The 11,654-nt window shown below is 72.6% G+C and carries 12 protein-coding genes, 1 tRNA gene and 1 other RNA gene; 5 read left to right on the plus strand and 9 right to left on the minus strand.

The window, feature by feature from the left end:
- Positions 1 to 72: 72 nt before the first annotated feature.
- Positions 73 to 450, minus strand: coding sequence for a cupin domain-containing protein (locus ACFWE1_RS11555; RefSeq protein ID WP_376933588.1), 378 nt, complete (start codon positions 448 to 450; stop codon positions 73 to 75).
- 141 nt (positions 451 to 591) lie between these two features.
- Between ACFWE1_RS11555 and ACFWE1_RS11560 the strand changes: the two genes are divergently transcribed.
- The gene (locus ACFWE1_RS11560) at positions 592 to 768 is read left to right on the plus strand and encodes a YegP family protein (protein WP_189086404.1); all 177 of its coding nucleotides are present in this window, start codon (positions 592 to 594) and stop codon (positions 766 to 768) included.
- A gap of 69 nt (positions 769 to 837) precedes the next feature.
- Here the strand turns inward: ACFWE1_RS11560 and ACFWE1_RS11565 are convergent, their stop codons facing one another.
- Entirely contained in the window at positions 838 to 3,864 is a 3,027-nt protein-coding gene (locus tag ACFWE1_RS11565) for a bifunctional [glutamine synthetase] adenylyltransferase/[glutamine synthetase]-adenylyl-L-tyrosine phosphorylase (RefSeq protein ID WP_376933589.1), read from the minus strand.
- A 4-nt stretch (positions 3,865 to 3,868) separates the two neighbouring features.
- Positions 3,869 to 5,206, minus strand: a complete 1,338-nt coding sequence (locus ACFWE1_RS11570; protein ID WP_243568420.1) for a glutamine synthetase family protein — start codon at positions 5,204 to 5,206, stop codon at positions 3,869 to 3,871.
- 74 nt (positions 5,207 to 5,280) lie between these two features.
- Here ACFWE1_RS11570 and panB point away from each other — a divergent pair, with 74 nt between their 5' ends.
- Positions 5,281 to 6,123, plus strand: a complete 843-nt coding sequence (gene panB / locus ACFWE1_RS11575) for a 3-methyl-2-oxobutanoate hydroxymethyltransferase (protein WP_376933590.1) — start codon at positions 5,281 to 5,283, stop codon at positions 6,121 to 6,123.
- A gap of 51 nt (positions 6,124 to 6,174) precedes the next feature.
- Here the strand turns inward: panB and ACFWE1_RS11580 are convergent, their stop codons facing one another.
- Positions 6,175 to 6,360 (minus strand): SPOR domain-containing protein, encoded by a 186-nt coding sequence (locus ACFWE1_RS11580; RefSeq protein WP_376933591.1) that lies wholly within the window; start codon positions 6,358 to 6,360, stop codon positions 6,175 to 6,177.
- Positions 6,361 to 6,371: 11 nt separating this feature from the next.
- Here ACFWE1_RS11580 and map point away from each other — a divergent pair, with 11 nt between their 5' ends.
- Entirely contained in the window at positions 6,372 to 7,235 is an 864-nt protein-coding gene (gene map, locus ACFWE1_RS11585; protein ID WP_376933592.1) for a type I methionyl aminopeptidase, read from the plus strand.
- A 30-nt stretch (positions 7,236 to 7,265) separates the two neighbouring features.
- Positions 7,266 to 8,018 (plus strand): polyphosphate--glucose phosphotransferase, encoded by a 753-nt coding sequence (gene ppgK, locus ACFWE1_RS11590; protein WP_376933593.1) that lies wholly within the window; start codon positions 7,266 to 7,268, stop codon positions 8,016 to 8,018.
- A gap of 39 nt (positions 8,019 to 8,057) precedes the next feature.
- Here ppgK and rnpB read toward each other — a convergent pair.
- The 4 genes from rnpB to ACFWE1_RS11610 all read right to left on the minus strand — a co-directional run bounded on the left by rnpB (position 8,058) and on the right by ACFWE1_RS11610 (position 10,301).
- Positions 8,058 to 8,433, minus strand: an RNA gene (gene rnpB, locus ACFWE1_RS11595) — RNase P RNA component class A.
- Positions 8,434 to 8,488: 55 nt separating this feature from the next.
- On the minus strand, positions 8,489 to 9,226 hold the full coding sequence (locus ACFWE1_RS11600) for a zinc ribbon domain-containing protein (RefSeq protein ID WP_376933594.1): 738 nt from the start codon (positions 9,224 to 9,226) through the stop codon (positions 8,489 to 8,491).
- 43 nt (positions 9,227 to 9,269) lie between these two features.
- Positions 9,270 to 10,088 carry a Nif3-like dinuclear metal center hexameric protein gene (locus tag ACFWE1_RS11605; protein WP_376933595.1) on the minus strand — a complete coding sequence of 273 codons (819 nt, stop codon included), beginning with the start codon at positions 10,086 to 10,088 and terminating at the stop codon, positions 9,270 to 9,272.
- 140 nt (positions 10,089 to 10,228) lie between these two features.
- Positions 10,229 to 10,301: transfer RNA gene (locus ACFWE1_RS11610), tRNA-Val, on the minus strand.
- 65 nt (positions 10,302 to 10,366) lie between these two features.
- Between ACFWE1_RS11610 and ACFWE1_RS11615 the strand changes: the two genes are divergently transcribed.
- Positions 10,367 to 11,101, plus strand: coding sequence for a hypothetical protein (locus tag ACFWE1_RS11615; RefSeq protein WP_376933596.1), 735 nt, complete (start codon positions 10,367 to 10,369; stop codon positions 11,099 to 11,101).
- A gap of 28 nt (positions 11,102 to 11,129) precedes the next feature.
- On the opposite strand, the gene ACFWE1_RS11620 is transcribed toward ACFWE1_RS11615, so the two are convergent.
- Positions 11,130 to 11,588, minus strand: a complete 459-nt coding sequence (locus tag ACFWE1_RS11620; protein ID WP_376933597.1) for a peroxiredoxin — start codon at positions 11,586 to 11,588, stop codon at positions 11,130 to 11,132.
- Between the last annotated feature and the right edge of the window lie 66 nt (positions 11,589 to 11,654).

The raw sequence follows: 11,654 nt of genomic DNA on the forward strand, positions 1-11,654 counted from the left end.
GCTCTCGATCCGAACGCCCCGGTCAGCGTCAGCTGCCCGGGGCGTTCGTCGTCGGCGGGGCGTGCCCGATCCTCACTCGGACGCGGCCGGGATCTCCCGCACCTCGGCCGTCCGCGCTCCCCCGGCGTCGCCGGTGTTCACGGTGCCCTTCGGTTCGATGAGGATCGCGTGCACCTCCTCGTCGGCCCGCGGGCAGTGCTCCACGCCCTTCGGCACGACGAAGACGTCGTTCGGCCCGAGCACGACGTCGCGGTCGCGCAGCTGGATGGTCAGCTCGCCCGCGACGACGAGGAACAGCTCGTCGGTCTCGGGATGGCTGTGCCAGACGAACTCGCCGTGGAGCTTCACCACCTTCACGTCGTAGTCGTTCACGCTCGTGAGACGGTGCGGCTGCCAGGGCTCGCCGACCGCGGCGAGGGCAGTCAGCACGTTTCGGACGTCGTCGTTCATCCCGCCATCGTAGGGGGCGTCCGAACGCGCGATCGGATCCCGTCCCCGTGCACGTTTGCCCCCTTGTGCGCGCGGGCGTCTGGACGCCACGATGTGTTCGAGTCGGCGCACGCCGGCGCCCGTATCGAGAAGGGGCCGAGAATGGCTGGGAAGTTCGAGCTCTACACCGACGCGCGAGGCGAATGGCGCTTCCGTCTGAAGGCCGGCAACGGCGAAACGATCGCGGTCTCCGAGGGCTACAGCTCGAAGTCGGCCGCCCAGAACGGCATCGAGTCGGTCAAGAAGAACGCCCCGGACGCCCCGGTCGTCGAGGCCTGATCCGCGACTCCGGAACCCCGCGCCGCCCCATGCCGCGCGGGGTTCCGGCCCGCCGGGCGGCCGAACAGCTCAGCGCGTGGGCTCCCGCCCCGGCTCGATGCCGTAGAAGTCCCGGTCGAACACCGCGCGAGCGCGCCGGGTGAGCTGCAGGTAGTCCTGCTCGAGCCGGGCGGCGGAGCCGGGCGGATAGCCCATGAGGCGGGCGACGCCCTCGAGCTGGGTGCGTTCGACGGGCAGCACGTCGGTGGTGCGATCGAGCCAGAGGGTCAGCGCCGAGCGCGCGCGCGAGGCGAAGATCCAGGCCGCGCGCAGCGTCTCCGCATCGTCGGCGGCGACGAGGCCGGCGTCGACCGCCGCCTGCAGGGCATCGAGGGTCGAGGTGGTGCGGAGCGCCGGCACCGACGCGGCGTGCTGCAGCTGGATGAGCTGCACGAACCACTCGACGTCGCTCAGCGAACCCCGCCCGAGCTTCAGGTGCCTCGCCGGGTCGGCGTTCTGCGGCAGCCGCTCGTTCTCGACCCTCGCCTTGATGCGCTTCACCTCGCGCACGGCCTGCTCGGCGATCGACGCCGGGTAGCGCACGCCGTCGGCGAGCTCGCGGAAGTCGTCGAGCAGCGCGGCATCCCCCGCCACACCGCGCGCACGCAGCAGCGCCTGCGCCTCCCAGGTGAGCGACCAGCGCGCATAGTAGGCGCGGTACGCCTCGAGCGAGCGCACCATGACCCCGTTGCGCCCCTCGGGGCGCAGGTCCGCGTCGAGTTCGAACGGCAGGCGCGCGTCCTCGGTGAGCCGGCCGAGCTCCGAGACGATGCGCAACGCGACCCGGTGGGCGGCGTCGCCCTCGAGCGCGGCGGGGCGGTAGACGTAGATGACATCGGCGTCCGAGGAGATGCCGAGCTCGCGCCCGCCGAAGCGGCCCATGCCGATCACCGCGAACTCGATGCCGTCTCCGTCGTCGTGACCGTCTTCGCCCCGCCTGATGGCCGCGACGGTCGTCGCGAGGTGGTTCTCGGTGACGTCGCTGAGCCCGTGGCCGAGCTCCTCGACGCTGCAGACGTCGAGGATGGCGGCCAGCGCGAGGCGCAGCACCTCCCGGCGCCGGATGGCCCGGAGCACCTTCGCGGCGGCTTCCACTTCGCCATGGCGCGCGAGGACGGCCGAGGACTCCTCTCGGAGTGCCGCGAGCGACCGCGGTCGCAGCTCGTCGAGGTCCTCGAGCCAGGCGACCGACTCGGGGCTCCGTTCGAGGAGCTCGCCGACGAAACGGGACCCCGAGAGCACCCGGGTGAGCCGCAGCGCCGCGTCGGAGGAGTCCCGGAGCAGGCGCAGGTACCAGTGGGTCGTGCCGAGCGTGTCGGACAGACGTCGGAAGGCCAGCATGCCGTAGTCGGGATCGGCGCCCTCCGCGAACCACGAGATGAGCACCGGCATCAGGTGCCGTTGGATGGTCGCGCGTCTCGAGACCCCCGCGGTGAGCGCCGCGATGTGGCCGAGCGCGCCCTTCGGATCGCGGAACCCGATGGCGGCGAGCCGGGCCTCCGCCTGCGCGCTCGTGAGTTCGAGCCCGCTGGCCGGCAGCGCCGCGACCGCGGAGAGCAGCGGACGGTAGAAGAGCCGTTCGTGCAGGCCGCGCACCCGCTGCCGCGTCGCCTGCCAGAGCGCGGTCAACTCGGCCGCGTTGCGCGCGAGCCCGCTCGCTCGGGCGAGCACGCGCAGCTCCGACTCGTCGCGCGGCATGAGGTGCGTCCGGCGCAGCCGCGACAGCTGCAGGCGATGCTCCAGCACGCGCAGCAGGCGGTAGTCGTGGGCGAACTCCGCCGCCTCCTCGCGACCGACGTAGCCGCGGCTCGCAAGGGCGCCGAGGGCGGGCAGCGTGCCGCGCTGGTGGATCTCGTCGTCGCTCGCGCCGTGCACGAGCTGCAGCAGCTGCACGGTGAACTCGATGTCGCGGAGCCCGCCCGGGCCGAGCTTCAACTGCACGTCCACCTCGTCGGCGGGGATGTGCTGGGTGACCCGCTCGCGCATCTGCTGCACCGACTCGACGAAGCCCTCGCGCCCCGAGCTCGCCCAGACCATCGGCGAGAGCGCGGCGAGGTACCTGGCGCCGAGCTCGGCGTCGCCGGCGAGCGGCCTCGCCTTCAACAGGGCCTGGAATTCCCAGCTCTTCGCCCAGCGCTCGTAGTACTGCACGTGCGAATCGAGCGTGCGCACGAGCGCCCCGTCCTTGCCTTCGGGGCGGAGGTTCGCGTCGACCTCCCAGAGCGGCGGCTCGATCCCGGCGTCGTCGATGAGCCGGCTCGCGACGACGGCGAGGCGGGTCGCGATCTCGACCGCGCGCCCCTGGGCGAGGCGCTCCTCGTCGGCGGACTCCGCGACGAAGATCACGTCGACGTCGCTCAGATAGTTGAGCTCGCGCGCCCCGGCCTTGCCCATGCCGATGACGGCGAAGCGGGTCGCCGCGACCTCCTCGGCCGGGTAGCGGCCGGGAGCGGCCGCCTCGCCCGGGCCTCGCCCGACCAGTCGGCGGGCCGCGACGAGGGCGGCGTCGAGCGCCGCACCGGCGAGGTCGGCGAGACCGGCCGCGATCGTGTCGACGGCCTCGATCGCGCTCGCGCGGGTGAGGTCGTAGACGGCGATGCCGGCGAGCAGGCGCCGGTAGCGGAGCCGGATGGCCCGGGCCGCCGCTTCGGGCTCGACCGGCCCATCGCCCCGCTCGTCGAGGGCGCCGACGAGCACCGCGCGCGCCTCGCGCTCACCGAGCGGCGGCTCCGGCTCGCGCTCGAGCAGCGCGAGCTCGTCGGGGTTCCGCAGGAAGAACTCCCCCAGCCCCCGGGAGGCCCCGAGCAGTCGGGCGGCGCGCTCGGCGGACGCCGGGCGCTGGAGCACGCGACGGAGCTCCGCCGGGGCCCGCTCGGCGAGCCGCTCGAGCGTGGCCAGTGCCTCGTCCGGATCGGCCGCGGCCGTGAGCGCCTCGAGCAGCTCGGGCGCCCCGACCTCGCTCGCCTCCGCGAGCCGGGCGAGCCCGGCGCGGGCGCGCTCGAAATCGTCGAAGCCGGCCCGGGCGAGCCCGCTGTACGGCGCCGCCTGCCGAGTCATCCGGTCAGAGGATCTCGAGGTTGCGCGTGAGCTCGAACGGCGTCACCTGCGAGCGGTAGTCCTGCCACTCGGCGCGCTTGTTCGCGAGCACGTAGCGGAACACCTCCTCGCCCAGGGTGTCGGCGACGAGCTCCGAGCGCTCCATCTCCTCGATCGCGTGGTCGAGGCTCGCCGGCAGCGGGCTGTAGCCGAGGGCGCGCCGTTCGCGGTCGCTCAGCATCCAGACGTCGTCCTCGGCCTCGGGCGGGAGCTCGTAGCCCTCCTCGACGCCCTTGAGGCCGGCGGCGAGCAGCAGCGAGAACGCGAGGTACGGGTTCGCGGCCGAGTCGATCGCGCGGTACTCGACGCGCGCGCTCTGCCCCTTGTTCGGCTTGTAGAGCGGCACCCGCACGAGCGCCGAGCGGTTGTTGTGCCCCCAGCAGACGAAGCTGGGCGCCTCGCCGCCGCCCCAGAGTCGCTTGTACGAGTTCACGAACTGGTTCGTGACGGCGGAGATCTCCCCCGCGTGACGCAGCAGCCCGGCGATGAACTGCCGGCCGATCTTCGAGAGCTGGTACTGCGCGCCGGGCTCGTAGAACGCGTTCTGATCACCCTCGAACAGCGAGAGGTGGGTGTGCATGCCGCTGCCCGGGAACTCGGAGAACGGCTTCGGCATGAACGTCGCGTACACGCCCTGCTCGATCGCCACCTCCTTCACGACCGTGCGGAAGGTCATGATGTTGTCGGCGGTCGTGAGCGCGTCGGCGTAGCGCAGGTCGATCTCGTTCTGGCCGGGGCCCGACTCGTGGTGGCTGAACTCGACCGAGATGCCGAGGTCTTCGAGCATGCGCACCGAACGGCGGCGGAAGTCGTGCGCGGTGCCGCCGGGCACGTTGTCGAAGTAGCCGGCGGAGTCGACCGGCTGCGGGCCCTCCGGGCCGTACTTCGACGACTTCAGCAGGTAGAACTCGATCTCGGGGTGCGTGTAGAACGTGAAGCCGCGGTCAGCGGCGTGCGCGAGGGTGCGCTTCAGCACGTTGCGCGGGTCGGACACCGCCGGCTCGCCGTCGGGCGTCGTGATGTCGCAGAACATGCGCCCGGTCGGGTCGACGTCCCCGCGCCAGGGCAGCGTCTGGAACGTCGACGGGTCGGGGTACGCGAGCAGGTCGGACTCGTAGGTGCGGCTCAGGCCCTCGATCGCGGACCCGTCGAAGCCGATGCCCTCGGTGAACGCGCCCTCGACCTCCGCCGGGGCGATCGCGACCGATTTCAGGGTGCCCACGACATCGGTGAACCACAGCCTGATGAACTTGACCCCACGTTCTTCGATGGTCCGGAGAACGAAGTCGCGCTGCTTATCCATCCACACCCTTTCTCGCGCTTCTCAGCGTACTGGGTCGGGCCGGGCGGGACCTGCGGCTGTGCCAGACTGACGGCATGTCAGAGCAGAACCCGTACGGCGGGGCTTCGGCCTCGGGCGGACCCAAGCGCGTACGCACGCGGCACTTCCAGAACGCCAAGCGCGACGGCATCAAGATCACTGGCCTCACGAGCTACGACCAGCTCACGGCCCGCATCTTCGACGAGGCAGGCATCGACTTCCTGCTCGTCGGCGACTCGGCCGGGAACAACGTGCTCGGCTACGAGACCACGCTCCCGGTCACCGTCGACGAGCTGATCCCGCTGACGCGCGCCGTCGCCGGCGCCGTGCAGCGCGCCTTCGTCGTCGCCGACATGCCGTTCGGCTCCTACGAGAACGGCGCCGAGGAGGCGCTGCACACGGCCGTCCGCTTCATGAAGGAGACCGGGGCGCACGCCGTCAAGCTCGAGGGCGGCGAACGCAGCCACAAGCAGATCCGCCGTATCGTGCAGTCCGGCATCCCGGTCATGGCCCACATCGGCTACACGCCGCAGAGCGAGCACGGGCTCGGCGGGCACATCATCCAGGGCCGGGGCGAGGGGCTCGAGCAGCTGCTCGCGGATGCCGTCGCCGTGCAGGAGGCGGGCGCCTTCGCCGTCGTCCTCGAGATGGTCCCCGCCGACGCGGCACGCCAGGTCACGGAGCGGCTCGACATCCCGACCATCAGCGTCGGCGCCGGCCCGCACACCGACGGCCAGCTGCTCGTGTGGACCGACTGGGCGGGCCTCACCCCGGGGCGGATCCCGAAGTTCGTCAAGCAGTACGCCGACCTCTCCGGCATCCTCGGTGCGGCCGCGAAGGCGTGGCAGCAGGATGTCTCGGCCGGCGTCTACCCCGGCCCCGAGCACTCCTACGAGTAGCCGGACACGATGAGCGAGGGGCGGGCGCTTCGGCGCCCGCCCCTCGTCGTCTCAGTCCTCCGCGGCGTCCTCCGCGGCCCACTTCTCGCTGTTCGCCCGCAGCTTCTCGAGCGCGTGCTCGGCCTCCTGGCGGGTGTCGAAGGGGCCGACGCGATCCGCCGATGGCGAGACGAAGCCCTGCTCGACCTCGCCCGTGCGCATGTTGTACCAGAACCGGTGCTCGATGTCCTCCGTCATAGGCTGATCCTATGCCCAAGGACTCCGCCGGCCACCTGATCCCCGGCCGCCTCCCCGCGCCCCGCACGGTGCCCGGCGCGATCGCCCGCCCCGAGTACGTCGGGCGGGCTGCGCCCCGCCCGAACACCGAGGGCGACCGCTACTCGACGGAGGAGGTCGAGCGCATCCGCGCGGCCGGCCGCATCGCCGCCGGCGCGATCGAAGCGGCCTCCGCTGCGATCGTCCCCGGGGTCACGACCGCCGAGCTCGACCGCATCGTGCACGAGTACGTGGTCGGGCACGGCGCCTACCCCTCGACGCTCGGGTACCGGGGGTTCCCCGCCTCGAGCTGCACCTCGGTCAACGAGGTGATCTGCCACGGCATCCCCGACGACACCGTGCTCGACGAGGGCGACCTCGTGAACCTCGACGTCACCGCCTACCTCGACGGCATGCACGGCGACACGAACGCGACCTTCCTCGTGGGCGACGCCGCAGAGGAGACGCGGCTCCTCGTCGAGCGCACGCGCGAGGCGCTCGCCCGCGGCATCAAGGCGGTCGCCCCCGGGCGCCAGGTGAACGTCATCGGGCGCGCCATCGAGGCCTACGCGAAGCGCTTCGGCTACGGCGTCGTGCGCGACTACACCGGCCACGGTGTCGGGCGCGCCTTCCACACCGGCCTCGTGATCCCGCACTACGACGCGCCCGAGCACGACACGGTGATCGAGCCGGGCATGGTGTTCACGATCGAGCCGATGCTCACCCTGGGCACCACGGAGTGGGACCTCTGGGCCGACGACTGGACGGTCGTCACCCGCGACCGCTCCCTCACGGCCCAGTTCGAGCACACCCTCGTCGTCACCGAGCGCGGCGCCGAGATCCTCACGCTGCCCTGAGCGACGGGCCCGCCGGGTAGGGTGAACGCCATGACGCAGGACCTCGCGATCGGCATCGACATCGGCGGCACCGGCATCAAGGGGGCGGTCGTCGACCTCGCGAGCGGCGAGCTCGTCTCGCCCCGCCGCAAGGTCGCCACTCCCGAGGGCGGCCGACCGGCCGACATCGTCGAGGCCGCGAGCGCGCTCCTCGAGGAGTTCTCCGAGTCCGGCGGCGACGGGCTGCCCCTCGGTGTGTGCTTCCCCGCCGTCGTGAAGCGCGGGCTCACCCTCTCGGCGGCGAACGTCTCGCACGAGTGGATCGGCCTGCACGCGGAGGAGCTCTTCGAGCAGGCGCTCGGCCGGGACATCCACTTCATCAACGACGCGGACGCGGCCGGGGTCGCCGAGCTCCGCTACGGCGCCGCCCGCGGCGCCGACGGCCTCGTCATCCTGACCACCCTCGGCACCGGCATCGGCTCGGCGTTCCTCTTCGACGGCGTGCTCGTGCCGAACACGGAGCTCGGCCACCTCGAGCTCGACGGCGACGACGCCGAGCATCGCGCCGCGTACTCGGCGATGGAGCGCGAGGACCTCGACTGGGCGGAGTGGGCGAAGCGCCTGCAGCGGTACTACGCCCACCTCGAGATGCTGTTCTCCCCCGACCTGTTCGTCGTCGGCGGCGGCGTCTCGAAGCACCACGAGCAGTTCCTGCCGCTGCTCGAGCTTTCGACCCCGATCGTGCCCGCCGTGCACCGCAACAACGCGGGCATCCTCGGCGCCGCCTCGCTCGCAGCCGACTGAGCCGCGCCGGGTGCCCTCGACGGCCGGTCGGGAGAGGTGCGAGCGGGCCGGCTGATACGCCGGGTTCTGTTCACCGGGCGCTTGCGCGACACCGGCTGGACGGCCATCTCTCTCGGGACCGCGTTGCCACGGCCCTCTAGCGGCCTACCCGGGAACGGGACGGGCAGCCCCATGGTTCCCTGTCTGGCCTTGCTCCGGACGAGGTTTACCGAGCCGACCGCGTCACCGCGGCCGCTGGTGGGCTCTTACCCCACCGTTTCACCCTTACCGCGGGCCGAAGCCCGAGGCGGTCTGTTTTCTGTGGCACTGTCTCGCGGGTCACCCCGGGTGGGCGTTACCCACCGTCCTGCCCTGCGGAGCCCGGACGTTCCTCGGCGCCCGATCGCTCGGGCGACGCGACCGTCTTGCCGACCCGCTCGCCGGGCCAGTCTACCGGGCGGGAGGACCGAGGCCCTGCCGCCCGGCGCGATTCAGAGCCCGGACTCCTCGGTGCGGACCAGGATGCGGTCGCACTCGGGGCACTGCACGACCTCGTCGGGCCCCGAGCGACGCACCGCCTCGAGGTCGCTGCCGGTGAGCGTGATGGTGCAGCCCCCGCAGGTGCGCTGGCGGAGCAGGGCCGCACCCACTCCGGCACCACGCTCGCGCCGCTGCTCGTAGAAGGCGAGCAGCGCCTCGGGCACCGTGGCCGCGACCGTGCCGCGATCGCGGACGGCCTGCTCGCGCTCGGTCTCGAGGCCGGCGGCGGCCTCGGCGCGCTCGGACTCGAGCTGCTGCTGCGCCACGGCGATGCCGGCGCGCTCGTCGTCGATCGCCGCGACCGCGGATTCCGCGCCCTCGACGCGCTCCATGACGACGAGCTCCTGATCTTCCAGGTCGGAGAGACGGCGGCGGAGGGAGACGAGCTCGGACTCGAGCGCCGCGACGTCCTTCACCGAGGAGGTCTGGGTGAGCCGCTCGCTGTCGCGCGCGATGCGGGCCTCGACCATCTCGACGTCGGACTCGATGCGCTTGAGCTCGGCGCGGGTGTCTTCGAGGACGCCGTGCGCCTCGGCGCGGGAGCGACGCACGCCGTCGTCGCGGCTCGCGAGCTCGGCGAGCGGACCCGCCTGGGGCAGGTTGCCGAGTCGGTGCGTGAGTTGGGCGATCCGGGTGTCGATCGCCTGGAGCCGCAGCAGCGTCTCCTGGTCGGCGGGGCTGGCCTTCACGTGTTGCTCCTCGTGGGGTCGGCGGTCGGGATGGCGGGACCGGTCATTGGACGACCTGGAAGTCCCAGGGGTCGGTGCGCAGTTCGGAGACGACGACGTCGAGCTCGGGCAGGTCTTCGCGGAGCTCGTCGGCGGCGCGGTCGAGCCAGAGCCACTCGCTCGCCCAGTGCGAGACGTCGAGCAGTGCGGGCCCGCCGCCGACGAGCGCCTGCTCGCGCGCCTCGGAGGCGGGGTGGTGGCGGAGGTCGGCGGTGACGTAGACGTCGGCCGCGCGGACCGCGGGATCGGCGAGCAGCGAGTCTCCTGCGCCGCCGCACAGCGCGACCGTCTCGACCGGCTCGTCGAATCCGCCGGCGGCGCGGACCCCGGTCGCGGTCGGCGGCAGCAGTTCGGCGACTCGGCGGGCGAAGCGGCCGAGCGTCGTCGGCTCGGGGAGACGGCCGACTCGGCCGAGGCCGGTGCGGCCGTCGGCCGACGGCACGATCGGCCGGAGGTCGAGCAGCCCGAGCCGCTCGGCGAGCACCGCGGAGGTGCCCGTCTCGACCACGTCGGCGTTCGTGTGGGCGGCGACGAGCGCGCAGCCGCCGCGGATGAGCTTCGCGAGCACGGCGCCTTTGTAGCGGTCCTCGGCGACCGTCGTGACGCCGCGGAGCAGGAGCGGGTGATGCGCGATCACGAGGTCGAAGCCGCCGTCGATCGCTTCGTCGACCGTCGCCTGCACGGCGTCGACGACGAGCAGGATGCGTCGGACCTCGGCCTTCGGGTCGCCCACGACGAGCCCGGCGGCGTCCCACGGCTCCATGCCGGAGATCGGCCAGCGTCGTTCGACGACGTCGAGCACTTCGGCGAGCGTGCGGCTCATGCGCGTGCGGCCCGGTGCTCGGAGCCGGTGGCGTCGGAGCGCTCGCGATGGTCCACGGTCGTGCTCACCTTCCCGGCCGCGCCGGATACGCGGGTCCGTGCCTCGGACCATCGTATCGTCAGCGCCGCCCCTCGCCCCGGTGGGCCCGGCCGGGCTCGAACCGACGACATCCACGGTGTAAACGTGGCGCTCTACCAACTGAGCTACAGGCCCGCACGCGAAGCGCGGCGAGCCCCCATCCTATCGGCCGGCCGGCAGCCGAGCCGTACACTCGCGGTATGCGCAGCGACGCCGAGGATGCGACCGCCTCGTCCGACGACGACGCCCCCGCTTCGCCGGTGCAGGAGCGACGGGCCGAGACACGCTGGGCGGCGTTCGCGGGCATCGTCGTGGCGGCCGCCCTCACCGCACTTGTGCAGGAGCCGGCCACCGCAGTCGGCCGCACGCTCGGGCTGATCGTGCTCGCCGCGATGGCGGTGCCGCTGTTCGTCATCAACCCCCACCGGCTCGACCGGCAGACGCAGTGGTCCCGCGCCCTCGCGATCGCGTTCGCGTCGGTCCTCGTGCTCGTGAACCAGCTCGGCGTCGTGAACGTGATCGCGCGCCTGGTCGACGGCAGCGCCGACGGCGCGACGGTGCTGCTCGCGGCCGGGCAGGTCTGGGTGACGAACGTGATCGCCTTCGGGCTGCTCTACTGGGAGTTGGACCGCGGCGGCCCGGTCGCGCGCGGCACGCTGCCCCGGAGCACGCTGCCCCTCGCGGACTTCGCGTTCCCGCAGGACGACGAGGCCGACGCGACCCGCGAGGTCGCCGCCGGCTCGTCCCGACGCGGCGACTGGCGGCCCGGATTCGTCGACTACCTCTACGTCTCCCTCACGAACACGATGGCGTTCAGCCCGACCGACGCGATGCCGCTGCGCAGCCGCACGAAGCTGCTGATGTCGGTGCAGGCGCTCACGGGCTTCGTGCTGCTCGCGCTCGTGATCTCGCGCGCGGTGAACATCCTCGCCTGACGACGCCGCTGCCCGTGCGGACGTCCGCTCAGAGCGCGGCGATGGCCTCGCGGTAGGCGGCGAGGGGTCGCGGCTCCCCCGGCGCGCTCGCGAAGGAGGCCCGCACCCGGCGTTCGCGGTCGATCACGAAGGTGGCGCGGGATGCCGTGCCGGCATCCTCCCGGAACGCGCCGTAGGCGCGCGCCACCTCGCCGTGCGGCCAGAAGTCGGCCAGCAGCGGGAAGTCGAAGCCCTCCTGCTCGCCCCAGGCGCGCAGCGCGAACTTCGAGTCGACCGACACGCCGACGAGCTGCACGGCGGCGTCCTGGAAGAGCGGCAGATGGTCGCGAAGTTCGCACAGCTCGCCGTGGCAGATGCCCGAGAACGCGAGCGGGAAGAAGACCAACGCGAGCGGCGAGCGAGCGGTGAGGGCGGCCAGGGAGGTCGGCGCGCCGTGCTGATCGGGGAGGGTGAAGTCGGGCGCGTGGGCCCCTGACGGCAGGATCATTGATAGCGTCGCTTTCGGTGATGGCGCCCGAGCCATGGCCGGTCGGACCGGTGGGCTGCGGGCATA

Origin of the sequence: Agromyces sp. NPDC060279, assembly GCF_042726785.1 — a bacterium.
Taxonomy (GTDB): Bacteria; Actinomycetota; Actinomycetes; order Actinomycetales; family Microbacteriaceae; genus Agromyces.

Bases quoted from the DNA above. Each gene is read 5' to 3' on its own strand.
- ACFWE1_RS11555 (WP_376933588.1), bottom strand. From the start codon at position 450: ATGAACGACGACGTCCGAAACGTGCTGACTGCCCTCGCCGCGGTCGGC.
- ACFWE1_RS11560 (WP_189086404.1), top strand. From the start codon at position 592: ATGGCTGGGAAGTTCGAGCTCTACACCGACGCGCGAGGCGAATGGCGC.
- ACFWE1_RS11565 (WP_376933589.1), bottom strand. From the start codon at position 3,864: ATGACTCGGCAGGCGGCGCCGTACAGCGGGCTCGCCCGGGCCGGCTTC.
- ACFWE1_RS11570 (WP_243568420.1), bottom strand. From the start codon at position 5,206: ATGGATAAGCAGCGCGACTTCGTTCTCCGGACCATCGAAGAACGTGGG.
- panB (WP_376933590.1), top strand. From the start codon at position 5,281: ATGTCAGAGCAGAACCCGTACGGCGGGGCTTCGGCCTCGGGCGGACCC.
- ACFWE1_RS11580 (WP_376933591.1), bottom strand. From the start codon at position 6,360: ATGACGGAGGACATCGAGCACCGGTTCTGGTACAACATGCGCACGGGC.
- map (WP_376933592.1), top strand. From the start codon at position 6,372: ATGCCCAAGGACTCCGCCGGCCACCTGATCCCCGGCCGCCTCCCCGCG.
- ppgK (WP_376933593.1), top strand. From the start codon at position 7,266: ATGACGCAGGACCTCGCGATCGGCATCGACATCGGCGGCACCGGCATC.
- ACFWE1_RS11605 (WP_376933595.1), bottom strand. From the start codon at position 10,088: ATGAGCCGCACGCTCGCCGAAGTGCTCGACGTCGTCGAACGACGCTGG.
- ACFWE1_RS11615 (WP_376933596.1), top strand. From the start codon at position 10,367: ATGCGCAGCGACGCCGAGGATGCGACCGCCTCGTCCGACGACGACGCC.
- ACFWE1_RS11620 (WP_376933597.1), bottom strand. From the start codon at position 11,588: ATGATCCTGCCGTCAGGGGCCCACGCGCCCGACTTCACCCTCCCCGAT.